The sequence below is a fragment of the Pseudonocardia sp. D17 genome (genome assembly GCF_036984265.1).
In the GTDB taxonomy this organism is placed as follows: domain Bacteria; phylum Actinomycetota; class Actinomycetes; order Mycobacteriales; family Pseudonocardiaceae; genus Pseudonocardia; species Pseudonocardia benzenivorans.
In genome coordinates, this window is record NZ_BPRG01000136.1 from 55,157 (window position 1) to 75,192 (window position 20,036).

Genomic DNA, 20,036 nt, shown 5'->3' on the forward strand with positions numbered 1-20,036 from the left:
GATGATGGCGCGGTGCGCGCGTCCCGGTTGATCGCCATGCTGTTCGTCCTGCAACGGCGGCGGTCGGCCACCGCCGCGGAGCTCGCCGCCGAGCTGGCGGTCTCCGAGCGCACGATCTACCGCGACGTGGCCGCCCTGGTCGAGGCCGGCGTGCCGCTGTGGACCGAGGGCGGGCACGGCGGCGGCATCAGGCTCGTCGAGGGCTGGCGGACCCGGCTCGACGGGCTGACCGCGCAGGAGGCCGCGGCCGTGCTAGCCCCGCAGCTGCTCTCCGCGCTGGGGATGGGTTCCGCGCTGCTCGCCGCCCAGTCGAAGGTGCTCGCGACGCTGCCTCCCGACCTCGGCGAACATGCCCGGCGGATCGCCGAGCGGGTCCATCTCGACGCCCCCGGATGGTTCCAGGACCCGGGCGACCCGCCGCACCTCGCGACGCTCGCCCGTGCCGTCTGGTCGGAGCAGCGGGTGCGGATCGGCTATCGGCGCGGGTTCGGCGACGACGCCTCGACGGTCGAGCGCGTCGTCGAGCCGCTGGGGCTCGTCCTCAAGGCAGGGGTCTGGTACCTCGTCGCGGGTGTCGGGGGCGACGTCCGCACCTATCGCGCGGCGAAGGTGGTGACCGTGGACCCGACGGGGGAGTCGTTCACCCGTCCCGCGGAGTTCGACCTCCCCGGCTGGTGGGCCGAGTCCGCGGCCCGCTTCGCCGCGTCGATGCTGCGCGAGACGGTCCGCCTCCGGCTCACCCCGCGCGGGCTCAGGGCGTTGCCGCACGTCACCGACGCCGACGCGGCCACCGCCGCCGTCGCCACGGCGGGCCCGCCCGACGAGGAGGGACGCCGCGAGGTGACGCTGGAGGTCGAGTCGGTGGAGGTCGCCGCCGGTCAGCTCGTCGCGCTCGCGGGTGAGGTGGAGGCACTGGAACCGGGCCTGCGGGCCCTGCTCGCCGCCCACGGACGACGGCTGCAGGAGAACAACGCCTGAGCGCCCTCACCCGCGGGTCATGCGGCCGGGGCCGGGAGCGTGACCGGGCGGCCCGCGGCCATCACGTGCAGCGGGCTCAGCAGGACCGCCGGATCGGTCAGCGGATCGCCCGCGACGGCCAGCAGATCGGCGTCGTAGCCGGGGGCCACCCGGCCCTTGCGCTCGCCCAGCCCGCACACGGTCGCGGCGACCGACGTCCCCGCGGTCAGCGCCTGCAGCGGCGTCAGCCCCAGCTCGACGAGGTGCAGCAGCCCGCGCGGCAGGACTCCGTGCGGCTTGATCGGGGCGATCCCGGCGTCGGTCCCCGCGACGACGAGTGCGCCGGAGGCGCAGATCCGGGCCACCATGGCCAGGATGTCGGGCATGTGGCGCAGCAGCTCCGGCGGCGGCGCCAGCCCGGGCACCGGCTCCATCCCGACCGTCAGCCCGATCGCGATCCGGCGCGCCACCAGCTGCGCCATCAGCCCGTCGTCGGGGCGGCAACCGTCCGCGGTCATGAACGTGCAGTGCTCGATGCCGTCGACCCCGGCGGCGACGGCGTCGTGGATCGCGGTGACGGCATGCGCGTGCGCGGTGACCGGCAGCCCGTGCCGGTGCGCCTCGTCGACGAGTGCGGCCAGCACCTCGGGCGGGAACTGCGTGGCGTCCCAGCTGGTCCCGGGCGTCATCTGGCCGCCGGAAGCCATCACCTTGATGACGTCGACACCCCGCTCGGCGTGCTCGCGCACCGCCGCCCGGACCCCGTCGACGCCGCTGGTCACCCCACCCAGGAAGTGGCAGTGCCCGCCGGGCGAGGTGATCGGTGGGCCGGCCGCGACGATCGTCGGCAGCGGCAGGTCGCGCTCGCGCAGCTCCAGCGTCAGGTAGTCGCGGTCGCCCAGGTCGCGCACCGTCGTGACACCGGCACGCAGCTGTGCGGCCCCGGCCGCGGCCATCTGCTCGAGCACCTCGGCGGGCTCGCGGGCGGCGAGCGTGGCGACCGGGTCGAGGCCCGCGTCGAACCCGAGGTGCACGTGCGTGTCGACGAGCCCGGGCAGCAGCGTCGCGCCCGGCAGGTCGACGAGCTCGGCATCCGGCGGCGGTGCCTCCCCGCCGCCGGTCTCGACGCTCACGATCCGCCCGTCCTCGACGACGACGAGCGGCTGCGTTGCGGTGGCGACGCCGTCGAACAGTGCGGCGGCGCGGACGGCGTATCGGCTGGTCATGGGCATGATTGGTAGTCGGGGCCCGGTGCGCTGCCATCGGTGGAAACACCGACTCGCGCTACGGTTCCGCCGTGGCGGGACGGTTCGTCGGCCGGACGGCGGAGCTGGGCGAGCTCGCCCGGCGGTTCGACGCCGCGCTGGCGGGCGAGGCGTCGGTCGTGCTCGTCGCGGGCGAACCGGGCATCGGCAAGACCGGTCTCGTCGCCGAGCTGGGCCGGCTGGCCGGCGCGCACGGGACGCCCGTGCTGTGGGGCCGCTGTACCGACGACGACGGCGCGCCGGCCTACCGGCCGTGGCGGCAGGTGCTGCGGGCCTGGCGGGCCGCCGACCCGGACGGGCCCGCCGCCGCCGATCCCGACGACCTCGCCGCGCTCGCGCCGCTGCTGGGTTCGGCGGGGGGCGATTCGGCCGGGGCCGGGGCGGAGGCGAGGCTCGTGCTGTTCGACGCGGCCGCCCGGGTCCTCACCGCGGCCGCCGCGCGGACCGGGCTCCTCGTCGCCCTCGACGACCTGCAGTGGGCCGATCCCGACTCGCTCGCGCTGCTGGTGCACCTGGCACGGGAGGCGCCGACCGCGCGGCTGCTGGTCGTCGGCACCGCCCGGCCCGCCGAGCTGGCCGCCGACCCGGAACGTGCCGGGCACGTGGCCCGGCTCGCAGCGCGGCCCACGGCCGCCCGGATCGACCTCGGCGGGCTCACCGACGCCGACGTCGGCGGCGCGCTCACCGAGCGGCTGGGCGTCGCGCCGTCGCCCGAGACCGTCGCCGAGGTCCGGGTCCGCTCCGGCGGTAACCCGTTCTTCGTGGGCGAGCTGGCCAGGATGCTGGCCGACGGCCGCGCCGGGCCGGTGCCGGCCGCGGTGCGCGACGTGGTCCGACTGCGGCTGGGCCGGTTGCCCGCCGAGTGCCGGGCGCTGCTGGACCTCGCGGCCGTCGCGGGCGGCGAGCTGGACGAGCCGCTGCTCGGCGCCGTCGTCGGCGGGCCCGTCACCGACGCGCTGCGCCCGGCACTCGACGACGGCGTGCTGGTACGCCCGCCCGGCCGGACTGCGCCGCGGTTCGCCCACGACATCGTCCGGGAGGCGCTGCTGGAGGTGCTGGGCGACACCGAACGGGCCCGGCTGCACGCCCGGCTCGCCGAGGTCCTGGAGCCGCGGGCGGACGATCCCGACGTCCTCCCCGAGCTGGCCCGACACGCACTGGCCGCGCTGCCGTCCGGGGACCCCGAGGCGGCGCTGGACCGGGGCCGCGCGGCCGCCGCGCTGGCCGGGGAGCGGCTGGCCTTCGCCGAGTCGGCCCGCCGATGGGCGCGGGTGCTGGAGGCCGGCCGGCCGTTCCTGACCCCGGTGCAGCGCGCCCGGGACCTGATCGAGCTGGCCAGGGCGCAGCTGCGTGCGCACGCCGTGTCCGACGCCGTGGCGTCCTGTGTCGCGGCGGTCGACCTCGCCCGGCACGCAGGCGATGCGGCGACGCTCGCCGAGGCCGCGCTGGTCGTGCAGGGCATCTCCGATGCCGAGGTGCTGACCGCGCAGCGGGACTGGTGCGAGGAAGCACTGGCCGCGCTGGAGCCGGGGGACACGCCGGTGCGGGCCCGGCTGCTCGCGCAGCTCGCGCACACGTTGCTGTTCGTCGGCCGTCCCGACCAGGTCGACGCCTGCAGCACCCGGGCGCTGGAGATCGCGGAGCGGGTCGGCGAGCCCGCGGCGCTGGCGGCGGCGCTGCGGGCCCGCCAGCTCGCCGCGAGCGGCCCCGAGGGCAACGCCGAGCGGCTGCACCTGGGCGATCGGATGCTCGCCGTCGGCGGCTCCGATGCCGTGCTCTGGGGGCACCTGTGGCGCTTCGACGCGCTGCTGCAGGCCGGCCGGATCGCCGACGCCGAGCGCGAGCTCGACGAGCTGGCCCCGGTCGCCGCCCGGTCCGGCCAGCCCCTCGCCCGGCTGCACGTGCTGCGCAGCCGGGCGGCGCTCGCATTCGGCCGGGGTGCGTTCGACGAGGTCCGCGCACTCAACGACGAGGCCGCGGCGCTGGCGGTGCGCGGACGGCACGTCGGCGCCGCGATGACCGCGCAGGCCGTCGAATGGCAGGTCGCGCTGCTGATCGGCCGCGACGGCCTCGACGGGTCGCTGCCGGCCGAGCTCGCCGTCCACCGCGAGTCGCCGGTGTTCGCGGTGATGAGCACGACGATGGCCCGCTGGCATCTGGCCCTCTGCCGGCCCGAGGAGGCCGCCCGCTGGTACCGCGACCTGGCACCGCCCGGGTCGCCACGGATCCCGCGGTTCATGTCGCTGATCGTCGAGGCGTTGCGTGTGCAGATCGCCCTCGAGCTGGGCGACACGGCACCGCTGGAGGCCTGCTACCGCTTCCTCGCGCACTACGCGAACCTGTTCGTCGCGGGCGGTGCCGGGGCCACGGCCACCCACGGCTCCGTGCACCAGTACCTCGGGATCGCGGCGGCCGGGCTCGGCCGCGGTGCCGTCGCGATCCGCCACCTCACCGCGTCGGTCGAGGCCGACGAGGCGCGCGGGCTCGCCCCGTTCGCCGCGACCGCACGGCACCGGCTGGCCGTCGAGCTGCGCCGTCGCGGCCGTCCCGGCGACGCCGAGGCCGCTCGCGCGCACGCCGACCGGGCCGCCGCGACCGCCGCTCGCCTCGGCATGGAACCGTTGCGGCGCAAGCTCACCGAGCTCGACGACGCGCTGCGCGACGGCGGCGTGCTCTCCCCGCGCGAGACCGAGATCGCCGGCCTCGTCGCGGACGGGCTGAGCAACCGCGACATCGCGGCGGCCGTGCACATCTCCGAGCGCACCGTCGAGTCGCACGTCGCGCACATCCTGGCCAAGCTGGGGTTCTCGCGGCGGACCCAGATCGCCGCCTGGGTCGTCGCGCGGTCCCACTAAGGTCTGCCCGGTGCGCCTCGTCATCGCCCGCTGCCAGGTGGACTACGTCGGCCGGCTGACCGCCCACCTGCCGATGGCGCCGCGGCTGCTGCTGGTCAAGGCAGACGGGTCGGTCTCGGTCCACGCCGACGACCGCGCCTACAAGCCGCTCAACTGGATGAGTCCGCCGTGCTGGCTCGAGGAGCAGCCGGGTGTGTGGACCGTCCGCAACAAGGCCGACGAGTCGCTCGTCATCACGATCGACGAGGTCCTGCACGACTCGAAGCACGAGCTCGGTGTCGACCCCGGCCTGGTCAAGGACGGCGTCGAGGCGCACCTGCAGGAGCTGCTCGCGGCGCACCCGGAGGTGTTCGGTGAGGGCCACACGCTGGTGCGCCGCGAGTACATGACGGCCATCGGGCCCGTCGACCTGCTGCTGCGCGACCCGGCCGGGGCGAGCGTCGCCGTCGAGGTCAAGCGGCGCGGTGAGATCGACGGCGTCGAGCAGCTGACGCGCTACCTCGAACTGATGAACCGCGACCCGCTGCTGGCGCCCGTCGCCGGGGTGTTCGCCGCGCAGCAGATCAAGCCGCAGGCCCGCACGCTGGCAGAGGACCGCGGGATCCGCTGCGTCGTCGTCGACTACGACGCGCTGCGCGGCGTCGAGTCCGACGATCTCCGCCTGTTCTGAGCCCTGTGAGTGACCGTCGCGGACGTCGTGCGCGTCGGTCCCACGGGTTTTCTCGGCCCCCGGGAATCGCTCGCCGGAGCGTCGCCCTCACGCGCCGTCTGCACGATGGTGGTGTGGCGACGCCCACAGCGGGGTGGGCGGGACGAGGGAGCTACTCATGACCGAGACCATGCGCGCGTTCGTGATCAAGCAGGTCGGCGAGACCGCCGTCGTCGAGAAGCCGATCCCGGAACCCGGGCCCGAGGAGGCGATCGTCCGGACCACCGCCGCGCTGATCTGCACCTCCGACGTCCACACCGTGAAGGGCGCGCTGCCGGTCGAACCGGGCCGCACCCTCGGCCACGAGTCCGTCGGTGTCGTCCACTCCCTCGGCTCGGCCGTCACCGGGTTCACCGAGGGCCAGCGGGTCGCGGTCAACGCCGTCACGCCCTGCTACCGCTGCTCGTACTGCCAGCGCGGCTTCACCAGCCAGTGCGGCGGTGCGCTCGGCGGCTACAAGTACACGACGCAGATGGACGGCAACATGGCCGAGTACTTCGTCGTGCCGGCGGCGCAGGCCAACCTGACCCCGATCCCGGACCGGCTGTCCGACGACTGGGCGGTCTACAGCTGCGACATGCTCTCCACCGGGTTCATGGGCGCCGAGCACGCGCGGCTGAACTTCGGCGAGACGGTCGCGGTGTTCGCGCAGGGACCCGTCGGGCTCTGCGCCACGATGGGCGCCAACCTCATGGGCGCGGGCCGGATCATCGCGGTCGAGTCGCGGCCCGAACGGCAGGCGCTCGCGAAGCGCTTCGGTGCCGACGACATCGTCGACTTCACCCAGGGTGACCCGGTCGAGCAGATCATGGACATGACCGACGGCGAGGGCGTCGACGCCGCGATCGAGGCGTTCGGCTTCCCGCAGACGTTCGAGGCGTGCCTGCGGGTGACCAAGGCCGGCGGCCGGGTGTCGAACATCGGCTACCACGGCGAGAACCCCGCCCCGCTGCAGCTGCCGCTCGACGCCTTCGGGCTCGGCATGAACGACAAGGCCATCCACACAGGTCTGTGCCCGGGTGGCAACGAGCGGATGGGCCGGCTCTTCCAGCTGATGATGTCCGGCCGCATCGACCCGACGCCGATGACCACCCACACCTTCGCCTTCGACGACATCTCCCGCGCCTTCGAGATGATGACGTCGAAGGAGGACGGGATCATCAAGCCGCTCATCACCTTCGGCTGACGGCTCCCGTCCGCGGCCGCGCGGGCCGACGACGACCCGCGCGGCTGGCGGCGATCCGGTTACCCTTGGGTAATGACCGCCACCGACGCCGCGCCGCGGACCTTCGAGTCGCTGGACCCGCGCACCGGCGACGTCGTGGGCACCCATCCCGTGCACGACGCCGCGGCCGTGCAGGCCGCCGTCGACAAGGCGGCGGTCGCGGCGGACTGGTGGCGCGGGCTCGGGTTCGACGGGCGCCTCCCCCGGCTCGCGGCCTGGCGCTCGCTGCTGGCCAACCGGATCGACGACCTCGCGGGCGTGATCGTCACCGAGACCGGCAAGCCGCTCGACGACGCCCGGCTGGAGCTCGTGCTCGCCGTCGACCACCTCGACTGGGCCGCCCGCAACGCCAAGCGTGTGCTCGGACGTCGTTCCGTGCGGGCCGGGCTGCTCGGCGCCAACCAGGCCGCGTCGGTCTCCTACCCGCCGCTCGGCGTCGTCGGCGTGATCGGACCGTGGAACTACCCGGTGTTCACCCCGATGGGCTCGATCGCCTACGCGCTCGCCGCCGGGAACACCGTCGTCTTCAAGCCGAGCGAGCTGACCCCCGGTGTCGGGCGCGCCCTGGCCGACACGCTGGCCGAAGCGGTGCCCGACGCGCCCCTGCTGCAGGTCGTGACGGGTTACGGCGAGACGGGTGCCGCGCTGTGCCGGGCGCGGGGCGTCGGCAAGATCGCGTTCACGGGCTCGACGGCCACCGGCAAGCGCGTCATGGCCGCCTGCGCGGAGAACCTCGTGCCCGTGCTGATCGAGTGCGGCGGCAAGGACGCGATGATCGTCGACTCCGACGCCGATCTCGCCGCGGCCGCCGACGCCGCCGTCTGGGGCGGGATGTCCAACGCGGGGCAGACGTGCGTGGGCGTCGAGCGCGTGTACGTGCTCGGGACGGTCGCCGACGCCTTCGCCGCGGAGGTGACCAAGCGTGCCCTGGCGCTGCGGGCGGGCGAGTCCTTCGGGCCGATGACCATGCCCGCGCAGGCCGACGTGGTCGCCCGGCACGTCGCCGACGCACTCGCCGCGGGCGGCACCGCGCTGGTCGGGGGCCCCGACCCGGTGCACGACGGACTCGTCGATCCGGTCGTCATCGCCGACGTGCCCGAGGACAGCGTCGCGGTGACCGAGGAGACGTTCGGGCCGGTGCTCGTCGTCAACCGCGTGCAGGACGTCGATGACGCGGTGCGCCGCGCCAACGCCACCGGCTACGGGCTCGGCGCCTCGGTGTTCTCCGGGGCGCGCGGCGAGGAGATCGCCGGCCGGCTGCGCTGCGGCATGGTCGCGGTCAACGGGGTCATCTCGTTCGCGGGCATCCCCGCGCTGCCCTTCGGGGGCGTCGGCGACTCGGGGTTCGGCCGCATCCACGGCGACGACGGCCTGCGCGAGTTCACCCGGCCGCAGGCCGTGGCCCGCCAGCGGTTCGCGCTGCCCGTTCCGCTGACCAGCTTCCGACGCCCCGCGTCGGCGATGAAGGGCCTGGTCAGGATGACGCGGCTGCGGATGGGGCGCTGACCCCGGCACCCGCGCGCGACCCTCCCGGCCGGGTGTTCCTGGCGACATGCGTGGTATCCCGAGCAGCCGGGATGGGAGGATCGGCGCCGGACAGCCATGTCCCTCGTCGATGTGGGAGGTTGCAGGCGTGACACGGGAGTTCCGGACGGTCGGGGTCGTCGGGCTGGGCACGATGGGCGCCGGCATCGTGGAGGTGTTCGCCCGCAACGGCCTGCAGGTCATCGCGGCAGAGATCAACGACGAGGCCGTCGCCCGCGGGCGCAGCCATCTCGAGACCTCGACGACGCGCGCGATCGAGCGTGGCAAGCTCAGCCGCGAGGACGCCGACGAGCTGCTCGGCCGCATCACGACGACGACGGCCCTCGCCGATCTCGCGGACTGCGACCTCGTCGTCGAGGCGGTGCCCGAGCACCTCGACCTCAAGGCGGGCGTCCTCGCCGAGCTCGACAAGGTGATGCGCCCGGAGGCGATCCTGGCGTCCAACACGTCGTCGCTGTCGGTCACCGAGCTCGCCGTGCGGACCAGCCGGCCCGGCAAGGTCGTGGGGATGCACTTCTTCAACCCCGCCCCGGTGCAGAAACTCGTCGAGCTGGTGCGCACTGTCGTCACCGAGCCCGACGTGATCGAGGACGCCCGGGCGTTCGCCGCGACGCTGGACAAGGTGCCGGTCGTCATCGGCGACCGCGCGGGGTTCATCGCGAACGCCTTGCTCTTCGGCTACCTCAACCACGCCGCCCGCATGTACGAGGCGCGCTACGCGACGCGTGAGGGTCTGGACGCCGCAATGCGCTACGGCTGCGGCTACCCGATGGGCCCCCTCGCGCTGCTCGACCTCATCGGCCTCGACACGGCCTACGAGATCCTCGACACGATGTACCACGAGTCGCGGAACCTGATGCACGCTCCCGCGCCGGTGCTCAAGCAGATGATCACCGCCGGCCTCCTGGGCCGCAAGAGCGGCCGCGGCTTCTACACCTACGCCAAGCCGCACAGCTCCAAGGTCGTCCCCGACGCCGACACCCCCGCCGGCACCGTCCCCGCCGACGCGAACCTGCGCGAGATCGCCCGGGTCGGCGTCGTCGGCACCGGGACGATGGCCACCGGCATCGTCGAGGTGTTCGCGAAGGCCGGGTACGACGTCGTCGTCCGCGGGCGCAGCGACTCCAAGGCCGAGGCGGCCGTCGCCACCGTGCGCAAGTCGCTGGACAAGGCCGTGGTGCGCGGCAAGATCGGCGAGGCCGAGCGCGACGCCGCGCTGGCCCGCATCACCCCCACGACGCGGCTGGAGGACATGGCCGACGTCGACCTCGTCGTCGAGGCGATCGCCGAGGAGCTCGACGTCAAGCGGGCCGTCTTCGGCGCGCTCGACGAGATCTGCAAGCCCGGCGTGATCCTCGCGACGACGACCTCCTCGCTGCCGGTCGTCGAGTGCGCCGCCGCGACCACGCGGCCCGGCGACGTCGTCGGCCTCCACTTCTTCAACCCCGCACCGGTGATGAAGCTCGTCGAGGTGGTCTCCACGATCACCACCTCGCCCGACGTCACCGCCACTGCGCTCGCGCTCTGCGAGAAGCTCGACAAGGTCCCCGTCTCCTGCGGCGACCGCGCCGGGTTCATCGTCAACGCGCTGCTGTTCCCGTACCTCAACGACGCCGTCAAGATGCTCGAGGCGCACTACGCGACGGCCGACGACATCGACGCGGCGATGAAGACGGGCTGCGCGCTGCCGATGGGGCCGTTCGAGCTGCTCGACGTCGTCGGGCTCGACGTGTCGCTCGCCATCGAGAAGTCGCTGTTCCAGGAGTTCCGGCAGAGCGGGTTCGCGCCCGCGCCGCTGCTGGAGCACCTCGTGACGGCCGGGCGCCTGGGCCGCAAGACCGGTCACGGGTTCCGCGACTACGCGCGGCGCTGAGCACCCGTCACGGCCGGCGGCCGGGGGCGCGCCCGTAACCTGGGGGCGTGCCGCGCGCGAACCGACCCCGCCGGGCCGCGTCGACGGCCTCCTCGAAGTGGGCCGTCCCGCACCGGCCCCTGGGGTCGGCGCTGCTCAGCCGGACGGAGACGGGTACCGACGGGGACTGGCACGTCCGGCACATCCCCGGTGGGGCCTCGGTCAAGGAGTACCGCTGCCCCGGTTGCGACCAGACCCTGCCGCCCGGGACGCCGCACGTCGTCACCTGGCCGGCGGGGGAGTACGGCTCGGTGGGGGAGCGTCGGCACTGGCACCTGCCGTGCTGGAACGCTCGTGACCGGCGCCGCCCGGGCCGCCGCCGCTGAGCTCGGTGCGCTGGTGCGCCGCCGCCGAGTTCGGCGTGTTGCCGGGTCGCCGGGTGTCGAGTTCGGCGTGTTGTTCTCGGGCCGCCGCAGCTGAGTTCTGCGTGTTGTCGGGCCGCCGCTGTTGAGTCCGGTGGCCTGGCGCCGTCGAGGTCGGTGTGCGGGTGGGTCGTGGCGGCGTAGGTCGGCGTGTGGTCGGGCCGTGGCCGCGGATGTCGGCATGCTGTCGGGGCCGCGGCGTCGAGCTCGGCGTGCCGTCGGGCCGGCCGGGCTGCCGTCCGCCGGCCCCGGGGGAACTGGTCAGAGCAGGGGGCCGGCGGGGCGGGAGAGGGTGGCCTGCTCGTCCTCCAGCGGACCGATCATGGCGAGCAGTTGGTCGATCCGGCCGCGGGCACCGCTGAGCTGTTCGGCGATCCGGCCACGCAGCCCGACCAGCTCGACGAGGTGCGCCTCGGCGTCGGCGACGATCGCCTTGGCGCGGCGCTGGGCGTCGGCGATGGTCGTCGCCGCCTGCTCCTGGGACTCAGCCCGGCGCTGCGCGATCTCCTGCTGCGCGGCCGTGCGCTCGGCCGTCAATGCGGCGAGGGCCTCGGCCCGACGCTGGTTCATGGCGATCCGGAAGTCCTCCTCGACGAGGTTGCGCCGGGCTTCCGACTCCGCGAACAGCGTCTCCCGCTCCTGCCGGGCCTGCTCGTCGGCGGCCCGCAGCTCCGCCTCCGCCGTGGCGATCCGGCGGGCGAGGTCGTCCTCGACCGCGGCCCGGTGCGCCTCCGCCGCCGCGTGCGCGGCGCGTGCCTGCTCCAGGATGTGATCGGCCTCGGCGCGGGCGTCGGCGAGCAGGCGCCCGGCGTCGCGCTCCATGTCGGCACGGCTCTGGGCGATCTCGGCCTCGGCGCGCGCCCGCATCTCGGCGACCTCGTCCTGCGCCAGCCGCAGCATGGACCGCAGGCGCTCGCTCATGCCCTGGACGTCCTGCGGGGGACCGGAGAGCTTGCGCACCTGCAGGCGCAGCGCCTCGTTCTCCGAGCGCACGACGTCGAGCTCGCGGGTGATCTCGTGGATGCCGGAGGCTGCCGCATCGCGGTCGGCGACGAGCATGCGCAGGTCCGCCTCGACCCGCTGCAGGTGCGCGTCGACCTCGGCCTGGTCGTATCCGCGACGGGCGATGCGGAAACCGGCGGTGGTGGTTCGGGGAGAGTCCGTGGCACCGACCATGGGCGTCACCGTACCGGGCGACAGCCCTTCGAGGTGGTCCTCGCGCCGAGCGCCCCGAACCGAGCCGTCGGCCGCTGTTCCGGGCCCCGTACCCGGTTGGTGGTGTGTCGGGTTCCGCCGGGCCGAGCGGCTGGGGGAGCCACGGCGTCATCCGCGCGCAGCGGTGTCCGGCAGGCCGACCTCGCCCGTGCCCATCAGCGCGGCGACGCCGACGGCCGGCGGTCGCCGGGGCGGTAGCCGGGTCGTCGGCGGGGCCGTTGGTTCGAGCTGCCGGGCTGGTTGCCGGCGGGGTCGGGCTGCCGGGCTGGTTGCCGGCGGGGTCGGGCCGTCCGACCGGCTGCGGTGCCCCGGGCCGCCGGGCCGATCGGTGGCCCGCTACCGCTGAGCCGCCGCCCGCGTGTCAGATGCCGCGGAAGCGGTTGATCGCGTCGATGTGCTGGGCGCGCTTCTCGTGGTTCACGACACCCAGGCCCTCCTCGGGCGCGAGGCACAGCACCCCGACCTTGCCCTGGTGCAGGTTGTGATGGACGTCGAGCGCGGCCTGCCCGGTCTCGGCGAGCGGGTACACGCGCGAGACCGTCGGGTGCACGAGGCCCTTCGCGACCAGCCGGTTCGCCTCCCACGCCTCGCGGTAGTTCGCGAAGTGCGAGCCGACGATGCGCTTGAGGTTCATCCACAGGTAGCGGTTGTCGTACTGGTGCTCATAGCCCGACGTCGAGGCGCACGTGACGATCGTCCCGCCCTTGCGTGCGACGTAGACACTGGCGCCGAAGGTCTCGCGGCCGGGGTGCTCGAACACGATGTCGGGGTCGTCGCCGCCGGTGAGCTCACGGATCTTCTTCCCGAAGCGACGCCACTCCTTCTGGTCCTGGGAGTGCTCGTCCTTCCAGAAGCGGTAGCCCTCGGCGTTGCGGTCGATGACCAGCTCCGCGCCCATACGCCGGCAGATCTCCGCCTTCTCCGGTGAGGAGACCACGCACACCGGGGTGGCGCCGCCGTTGAGCGCGAACTGCGTCGCGTAGGAGCCGAGGCCACCCGAGGCGCCCCAGATCAGGACGGTGTCGCCCTGCTTCATGTCCGCGCCGTTGCGCGAGACGAGCTGCCGGTAGGCCGTGGAGTTGACCAGGCCGGGGCTCGCCGCCTCCTCCCAGCTCAGATGGTCGGGCATCGGCATGAGCTGGTTGGACTTCACGAGCGCCAGGTCGGCGAGGCCGCCGAAGTTGGTCTCGAAACCCCAGATGCGCTGCTCGGGGTCCATCATCGTGTCGCTGTGGCCGTCGGGGCTCTCCAGCTCGACCGACAGACAGTGCGCGACGACGCGGTCGCCGGGCTTCCAGGCGTTCACCCCCGGGCCCGTGCGCACGACGACGCCGGCGAGGTCGGAGCCGACGACGTGGTAGGGCAGGTCGTGCCGGGCGGCCAGCGGCGAGGTGCGCCCGTAGCGCTCGAGGAAGCCGAAGGTCGGAACCGGTTCGAAGATCGAGGTCCAGACCGTGTTGTAGTTGATCGCGCTGGCCATGACGGCGACGAGTGCCTCTCCCGGACCGAGCTCCGGGGTCGCGACGTTCTCGACGTGCAGGCTCTTGCGAGGGTCCTTGTCGCGGGTGGCGATGCCCTCGAACATCGTCTGCTCGTCCTTGTGGACGGTCACGGCGCGGTAGTGGTCCGGCACCGGCAGCGCGCCCACGGCGTCGTACTGCTCGGCGAGAACCGCCTCGAGAATCTGCTCCACGGCCTGCCTCCGCTGGCTGAGTCGTGTCCGTCGGACGGCATGCGTCCGCCGCTTGATATCCCGAAGCTACTGTTAACTATGCCAATCGACAACCGGGCCGGGCAGAGACGGCCCTCAGAGGTGGTCCACGCCACGTCGACCGTTGCGTAGGCCTACCCGAGACCGCTGTGCAGCGCGCCCCGCGACGGCGGAGGTCGTCGCGGGGCGGTGTGGCCGGCCGGGGAGGCTCACGGGGCCGCGTGAATGTGCGTGCCGGCATCGACGGTCCCGGCGTCAACCGGTCGGCCGCCGGCCAGGCTCAGTGGTGGAGGTCCGCCGCGGGCTCGACGAGCTCGACGAGGACGCCGCCCGCGTCCTTGGGATGCACGAAGTTCACGCGGGATCCCGCGGTCCCGTTGCGGGGCTCGTCGTAGAGCAGGCGAAGCCCCTTCGCGCGCAGCGCGGCGCCTGCCGCGTCGATGTCGGACACCCGGTAGGCCAACTGCTGGATGCCGGGACCGTTGCGGTCGATGAACTTCGCGATCGTCGACGTCTCGTCGAGCGGCGCCAGGAGCTGGACCTGCGCACCGGAATCGCCCGGAGCCGCGAGCATCGCCTCGCGGACGCCCTGCTCCTCGTTCGTCTCGACGTGGACGGCCTCCAGGCCCAGCGTGTCGCGGTACCAGGCGATCGCCTCGTCGAGGTCCGCGACGGCGATACCGACGTGGTCGACCGCGGTCACCAGGGCGCCCAGACCGGCGTTGTCTGCTGTCATGACCTGGGAATGTAACCGCCGCACCCGCGCGTCGGGGGTCTCATCGGATCCTCCTGTTCGTCAGGTACGGACTCGGTGCGACGCAGGTATTGTCGAGCGGAGTCTCTGTCGCCGGGCTGCTGGTCGCGCCCCGGTCCGGTCGCCGGGGGCGGGGGTCGTCCGCGCCGGGCGGCGCGCAAGTGGCCGGTCGCTCGGCCGTCGTCCCCCGGGAAACTTCGCCGCTGTCGCTGGAGGTCTTCGTGTCCGGATCCGTGATCGTCGCCGGTGCCCGCACCCCGATGGGGCGCATGCTCGGTTCGCTCAAGGGCTTCTCTGGCGCCCAACTGGGCGGCATCGCGATCAAGGCCGCCCTGGAGCGTGCCGGGGTCGCCCCGGACGCCGTCGACTACGTGATCATGGGCCAGGTCCTGACCGCGGGTGCCGGGCAGATCCCGGCGCGCCAGGCCGCGGCCGCCGCAGGCATCCCGATGGATGTCCCGGCGCTGACGATCAACAAGGTCTGCCTCTCCGGGATCGATGCCATCGCACTCGCCGACCAGCTCATCCGGGCCGGGGAGTTCGACGTGGTCGTCGCCGGCGGCCAGGAGTCGATGACCCAGGCGCCGCACCTGCTCCCCAAGTCGCGCGAGGGCTTCCGCTTCGGCGACGTCACCATGCAGGACCACATGTCGCTCGACGGTCTGTTCTGCGCGTTCGACCAGGTCGCCATGGGCGCGTCGACCGAGAAGTACAACGCGCGCTACGAGCTCTCCCGCGCCGACCAGGACGAGTTCGCCGCGCGGTCGCACCAGCGCGCGGCGAAGGCGACCATGGACGGGATCTTCGCCGAGGAGATCACGCCCGTCCAGATCCCGCAGCGCAAGGGTGACCCCGTCTCGTTCACCACGGACGAGGGCATCCGCGCCGAGACGACGGTCGAGAGCCTCGGAAAGCTGCGCCCCGCGTTCTCCTCCGACGGGACGATCACGGCGGGCTCGTCGTCGCAGATCTCCGACGGTGCCGCCGCCGTCGTGGTGATGAGCAAGGCCAAGGCCGAGGAGCTGGGCCTGGCCTGGCTCGCCGAGATCGGCGCGCACGGTGTCGTCGCCGGCCCCGACGCCAGCCTCCACGAGCAGCCCGCGAACGCCATTGCGAAGGCCTGCGGCAAGGAGGGCATCGAGCCGACGGACCTCGACCTCATCGAGATCAACGAGGCGTTCGCGGCGGTGGGCGTCGTCTCGACCCGCAAGCTCGGCGTGTCCGAGGACATCGTCAACGTCAACGGCGGAGCGATCGCGCTGGGCCACCCGATCGGCATGTCGGGCGCTCGCATCGCACTCCACCTGGCGCTGGAGCTGCGCCGCCGTGGAGGCGGTGTGGGTGCCGCGGCGCTGTGCGGTGGCGGCGGCCAGGGCGACGCCCTGATCCTGCGCGTTCCGGCGGCCTCCTGACCGTCCGGACCGCTCCGGCCCGCCGGCGGCCGCGTTCACGGCAAGCCCCATGAGTCCACGACACGACCCCGCGGACCTCGTCGCGCGCGCACGGCGCGGCGAGGCGCGGGCCGTCGCCCTGCTGATCTCGATGGTCGAGAACGACGGGCCACAGCTGCGTGAGGTCGTCGAGGCGCTGACCCCGTACACCGGGCGGGCGCAGATCGTCGGGCTGACGGGCGCCCCCGGCGTCGGCAAGTCCACATCGACGTCGGCGCTCGTCGCGGCGCTGCGGGCCAAGGACCGCCGCGTCGGCGTGCTCGCCGTCGATCCGTCGTCGCCCTTCTCCGGCGGTGCGCTGCTCGGCGACCGCGTCCGCATGAGCGAGCACGCCACGGACGACGGCGTGTTCATCCGGTCGATGGCCACCCGCGGGAAGCTCGGCGGTCTCGCCTGGTCGACCCCGCAGGCGCTGCGAGTGCTGGACGCCGCGGGTTGCGACGTGGTGCTCATCGAGACCGTCGGCGTCGGCCAGTCCGAGATCGAGGTCGTCTCGCTGGCGGACACGACCGTCGTCCTGCTCGCACCCGGGATGGGCGACGGCATCCAGGCCGCTAAGGCGGGGATCCTCGAGATCGCCGACGTCCTCGTGGTGAACAAGGCCGATCGTGACGGCGCCGCCCAGACGGTCCGCGACCTGCGGTACATGGCCTCGCTCGCGGCGCGGGACGGTGGCTCCGGCGAGGAGGCCTGGACCCGGCCCATCGTGCGGACGGTCGCCGCGCGGGGCGAGGGCGTCGACGAACTGCTCGACGCCATCGACGCCCACGCCGAATGGCTGGAACGCAGCGGCGAGGGTGCTCGCCGCCGCAGGCGTCGGGCGGAGGCCGAGATCCAGGCCGTCGCCCTCCGGACGATCCAGGACCGGATCGGCGACCTCGGCGGATCGGAGATGCTGCCGCGACTGGCCGAGCAGGTCGGGCGGGGTGAGCTCGACCCGTACGCGGCGGCCGACCGGCTCATCGAGGCGCTGGGCTCGCAGCCCGGCTGACGACGGCTGCTCGACCTCGGTGCGCCGGTCATCGGGTGTCCTGCGTGAGCAGCCGTCCGACCCGGTGCGACCCGATCCCGTCGGCCAGTGCCCGGGCCCGCCGGGCCTGCTCCGCGGCCTCCTCGCGGGCCCCCCTGGCGAGCAGGGCGAGCGCGAGCTGCGCACGTAGCCGTGCCCGGTCGCGCGCGGGCAGGTCGGGATCCTCGACCGTCTCGCGCAAGCCGTCCAGGGCCCGGTCGTCGTGCGCGGCCAGGGTCGCGTCGCGGATCCTCGCAACGGGTGGCCAGATGACGTCGGTGACGGCGCGGCGGTGGGCGCCCGCCGCGTCGGCGGCCGCGTCGAACAGCGTCGCTGCGCCGGCCGCATCCCCGGTCGCGGCTCGCAGCTGCGCTCGCGCGATCCGGACCCAGGCCGCTCCCGGACCGCCGGCGGGGCCGTCGCGCAGGACCGCTTCGGCCTCCTGCGGAAGGCCCGCGGCGAGCAACGCCGCCGACTGGCCCGCGAGGGCCTGACCCGCCGAGACGTCGTCGCCCGCGAGGCGGGCCGCGTCGTGGGCCGTGCGGTGCCGGCGGTAGGCGACGTCGAGTGCGTCCTGGTCGAAGGCCTGCCAGCCGCCCAGCAGGGCGACCTCGCACAGCAGACCGGTGACCACCCGCCGTCGGGCGGGGTCACACGTGTGGGCGACCGTGTCGGCGAGGTGCTCGAGCTGTGCCGCGACGACGGCGCCCGCCCCGGCGGCCCCCAGCGTCCCGTCCAGGCCGGTGTGTGCGACGAGCTGCGCCCGCAGCGCCTCGACCGCGTCGTCGTCCACGGCAGCCGCGCGGGCGACCGCGGAGCGCAGCCGCGCCGCTCCCGAGCCTTCCTCCTCGTGCCCGGCCTGCGTCGCCGCGAGGTCCGGCCGTTCGAACAGCTCGGCGAGCAGGGCGAGCGACGAGGCGTCCGGCGCCACGCGGCCGTTCTCCCAGCGCGAGAGCTGCGTGCGCAGGCTGGCGGGCGACCCCGCGACCCGGCCCTGCCGGGCGGCGACCGCTCCCAGCTCGCGCGCCGCGTCCGACAGCGACCAGCTGCGGGCGAGCCGCTCCGACCGCAGCGTGCCGGCGATCCGTTCGACGTCCACGACGCCGATCTTGTCGGTGCTCGGGGCTAGTGTCAACAGTGTTGAGTCGACAGCTGTTCACGAGCCTGTTCGGTCGTGGTCGCAGTGCTGGTGGGGGCGGGGAGTTGCCGTGGATGTGACGACGTGTTCGTTGTGTGTTGTCGCCGGATCGGTCGGGGGCGGTGTCGCGGGCTACGGCGCGGGTCGGGCCCACGCCGCTCGGCGCAGACGGGGGAGGCGCCGCACGATGCGCGCGTGGCCCGGCCTCGGTCCCGGGCACACCCGACCGCACGAGGTGCAGGCCCGGCGGTCGGACGGGACCAGGCGGGGGCGGCGATGAGGAGCGCGGTCGGGGCTCGTCAGTCGAAGTCGCCGACGGCCCGGCGGACCTGGCCGAGCAGGCGGGTGAGCTGGGCGCTCTCGTCAGCGTCGAGGCCACGGAGGCCGAAGTCGTCGTCGGTGACCGCCTTCGTGGCGTCGGCCAGGCGGTTCAGGCCGTCCTCGGTGATCTCGACGAGAGTCGCGCGGCGGTCCGTCGGGTGCGGGACCCGGCGTACGAGGCCGTCGGCCTGCAGCCGGTCGACGATGTTGGTGACGCTCGTGGGGTGCAGCTGCAGGCGCTCACCCATGACGCGCATCGGCAGGCTCCGCCGCCTGGCGAAGGACAGCAACACGAGCGCCTCGTACCGGGCGAAGGTCAGACCGTGGGGACGCAGCGCGGCGTCGACCGCCGAGAGGAGGATCTGTTGGACCCGCATGACGCTGGTCACCGCCGCCATCGTCCCCGACGGACCGATGCGCTGCTCCCACAGTTCCGCCGCGCGCTCGATCGGGTCGAACGGCAGGCGATCGCGCGCCACCATGACGGATGACGCTAGCAGTGTGATCCCCGCGAGGGCGTCGATCACGCGTGCCGGGGCGTCGACCAGGTGGGCGGACGAGCGCCGTGGGCGTCTCGTGGGTGTGAGGCGCGGCCGCAGCGCTCGCCCGCGCCGGGCCCCTGCGGCAAGCTGCGGCCATGCTCGTCGCATTCAGTGTGGCCCCGGCCGGTGGTGGATCGGACAGCGTCGCGGACGTGGTGGCGGAGGCGGTGCGGGTGGTCCGGGAGTCCGGCCTCCCGCACGAGACCACCTCGATGTTCACGACGATCGAGGCAGAGACCTGGGACGAGGCCATGGACGTGGTGAAGCGCGCCGTCGAGGCGGTGCAGGCGCGGTCGTCGCGGGTGAGCCTCGTGCTGAAGGCCGACATCCGTCCCGGCTACTCCGGCCAGCTGACGGCGAAGGTCGACCGGATCGAGCAGGCGCTCGGCGGAGCGGCCGGCGACGGGACCTGACGCGCCGGGGCACGGAGCGCTCCCGGCCGCGGTCGCATCCCGGACCGGTGCACCCGGCCCCGGAGTGTCCGCAGCCGGTCTCGGTGCTGCCGGTCTCGGTGCTGCCGGTCTCGGTGCTGCCGGCCTCGGCGCAGCCGGCCTCGGCGTCAGTGCATGGAGATGCGCAGGGTGAAGAAGAACGTCGCCACGAGGATGGCGGCCACGCCGAGCGCGAGAGCGATCTTCGCGTTCTTCGTGTGCTCGGGCTTGCGGATGGTCGCGATGCCGAGGCCGATCGTGATGACGCCCAGCACGTAGCCCGCGAGCGAGATCGGGCTCGCGACGAAGGCGATGATGCCGACGACCAGGACGAGCTTCCCGCGGCCCGCAGCGGTCCGCTCCTGCTGCGCGGTCCGCTTCCGGGCCTCGCTGAGCAGACGGTCGGCGACGTTGCTCTCGCTCATGCTGATCCTCCGGTCGTTGTCGGCCACGGGTGGCGGCGCCGGCTGACGACGACGCGGCGTCGCGACGTCGTCACTGTCGGCACTCCCCGTCTGCTCAACGAGCGTCGCGGCGCAGTGTTGCTCCGTCGGCCGGTGCGCGAGCCGTGCGCTGGCCGACGTGCCGGCCGGTCGGGTGGTGCCCAGGCGGTGTGGTGGACGGGCCGCGGGCC

General features: G+C 74.0%; 17 protein-coding genes. 10 read left to right on the forward strand and 7 right to left on the reverse strand.

Features of this window, described 5'->3' with window-relative positions; translation table 11 throughout:
* The first annotated feature begins 12 nt into the window (after positions 1 to 12).
* A complete protein-coding gene (locus tag PSD17_RS20835; RefSeq protein ID WP_013673871.1) occupies positions 13 to 978 on the forward strand; it encodes a helix-turn-helix transcriptional regulator in 966 nt (321 codons plus the stop codon).
* A 17-nt stretch (positions 979 to 995) separates the two neighbouring features.
* Here the strand turns inward: PSD17_RS20835 and PSD17_RS20840 are convergent, their stop codons facing one another.
* Entirely contained in the window at positions 996 to 2,183 is a 1,188-nt protein-coding gene (locus tag PSD17_RS20840) for an amidohydrolase family protein (RefSeq protein ID WP_339124206.1), read from the reverse strand.
* 71 nt (positions 2,184 to 2,254) lie between these two features.
* On the opposite strand from PSD17_RS20840, the gene PSD17_RS20845 reads away from it, so the two are divergent.
* The 6 genes from PSD17_RS20845 (at position 2,255) to PSD17_RS20870 (ending at position 10,794) form a co-directional block, all read left to right on the forward strand.
* A complete protein-coding gene (locus PSD17_RS20845; protein WP_339124207.1) occupies positions 2,255 to 5,077 on the forward strand; it encodes an ATP-binding protein in 2,823 nt (940 codons plus the stop codon).
* A 10-nt stretch (positions 5,078 to 5,087) separates the two neighbouring features.
* The gene (gene nucS / locus PSD17_RS20850; RefSeq protein ID WP_013673874.1) at positions 5,088 to 5,747 is read left to right on the forward strand and encodes an endonuclease NucS; all 660 of its coding nucleotides are present in this window, start codon (positions 5,088 to 5,090) and stop codon (positions 5,745 to 5,747) included.
* 157 nt (positions 5,748 to 5,904) lie between these two features.
* Complete coding sequence (locus PSD17_RS20855) at positions 5,905 to 6,972, forward strand: NAD(P)-dependent alcohol dehydrogenase (RefSeq protein WP_013673875.1); 1,068 nt, start codon at positions 5,905 to 5,907, stop codon at positions 6,970 to 6,972.
* Positions 6,973 to 7,044: 72 nt separating this feature from the next.
* The gene (locus PSD17_RS20860) at positions 7,045 to 8,517 is read left to right on the forward strand and encodes an aldehyde dehydrogenase family protein (RefSeq protein ID WP_013673876.1); all 1,473 of its coding nucleotides are present in this window, start codon (positions 7,045 to 7,047) and stop codon (positions 8,515 to 8,517) included.
* Positions 8,518 to 8,644: 127 nt separating this feature from the next.
* Positions 8,645 to 10,429: a 3-hydroxyacyl-CoA dehydrogenase family protein gene (locus tag PSD17_RS20865; protein ID WP_013673877.1), complete on the forward strand. Its 1,785-nt coding sequence runs from the start codon at positions 8,645 to 8,647 to the stop codon at positions 10,427 to 10,429.
* A gap of 47 nt (positions 10,430 to 10,476) precedes the next feature.
* A complete protein-coding gene (locus PSD17_RS20870) occupies positions 10,477 to 10,794 on the forward strand; it encodes a hypothetical protein (protein ID WP_013673878.1) in 318 nt (105 codons plus the stop codon).
* Positions 10,795 to 11,091: 297 nt separating this feature from the next.
* Here PSD17_RS20870 and PSD17_RS20875 read toward each other — a convergent pair whose 3' ends face one another.
* The 3 genes from PSD17_RS20875 to mce all read right to left on the reverse strand — a co-directional run bounded on the left by PSD17_RS20875 (position 11,092) and on the right by mce (position 14,492).
* Complete coding sequence (locus PSD17_RS20875; RefSeq protein ID WP_158703343.1) at positions 11,092 to 12,006, reverse strand: DivIVA domain-containing protein; 915 nt, start codon at positions 12,004 to 12,006, stop codon at positions 11,092 to 11,094.
* Between the two features lie 400 nt (positions 12,007 to 12,406).
* On the reverse strand, positions 12,407 to 13,738 hold the full coding sequence (ccrA, locus tag PSD17_RS20880) for a crotonyl-CoA carboxylase/reductase (protein WP_013673880.1): 1,332 nt from the start codon (positions 13,736 to 13,738) through the stop codon (positions 12,407 to 12,409).
* A 298-nt stretch (positions 13,739 to 14,036) separates the two neighbouring features.
* Positions 14,037 to 14,492: a methylmalonyl-CoA epimerase gene (gene mce, locus PSD17_RS20885; RefSeq protein ID WP_103380913.1), complete on the reverse strand. Its 456-nt coding sequence runs from the start codon at positions 14,490 to 14,492 to the stop codon at positions 14,037 to 14,039.
* Positions 14,493 to 14,731: 239 nt separating this feature from the next.
* On the opposite strand from mce, the gene PSD17_RS20890 reads away from it, so the two are divergent.
* Positions 14,732 to 15,922: an acetyl-CoA C-acetyltransferase gene (locus PSD17_RS20890; RefSeq protein ID WP_103380924.1), complete on the forward strand. Its 1,191-nt coding sequence runs from the start codon at positions 14,732 to 14,734 to the stop codon at positions 15,920 to 15,922.
* A gap of 49 nt (positions 15,923 to 15,971) precedes the next feature.
* A complete protein-coding gene (meaB, locus tag PSD17_RS20895; protein ID WP_339124208.1) occupies positions 15,972 to 16,952 on the forward strand; it encodes a methylmalonyl Co-A mutase-associated GTPase MeaB in 981 nt (326 codons plus the stop codon).
* A 28-nt stretch (positions 16,953 to 16,980) separates the two neighbouring features.
* Here the strand turns inward: meaB and PSD17_RS20900 are convergent, their stop codons facing one another.
* Together PSD17_RS20900 and PSD17_RS20905 are read right to left on the reverse strand one after the other, a co-directional pair.
* Entirely contained in the window at positions 16,981 to 18,069 is a 1,089-nt protein-coding gene (locus tag PSD17_RS20900) for a helix-turn-helix domain-containing protein (protein ID WP_103380915.1), read from the reverse strand.
* A 338-nt stretch (positions 18,070 to 18,407) separates the two neighbouring features.
* Entirely contained in the window at positions 18,408 to 18,911 is a 504-nt protein-coding gene (locus tag PSD17_RS20905; protein ID WP_041760758.1) for a MarR family winged helix-turn-helix transcriptional regulator, read from the reverse strand.
* A 155-nt stretch (positions 18,912 to 19,066) separates the two neighbouring features.
* Between PSD17_RS20905 and PSD17_RS20910 the strand changes: the two genes are divergently transcribed.
* Entirely contained in the window at positions 19,067 to 19,384 is a 318-nt protein-coding gene (locus tag PSD17_RS20910; protein WP_103380916.1) for a thiamine-binding protein, read from the forward strand.
* A 146-nt stretch (positions 19,385 to 19,530) separates the two neighbouring features.
* Here PSD17_RS20910 and PSD17_RS20915 read toward each other — a convergent pair whose 3' ends face one another.
* Entirely contained in the window at positions 19,531 to 19,827 is a 297-nt protein-coding gene (locus tag PSD17_RS20915) for a hypothetical protein (protein ID WP_339124210.1), read from the reverse strand.
* Between the last annotated feature and the right edge of the window lie 209 nt (positions 19,828 to 20,036).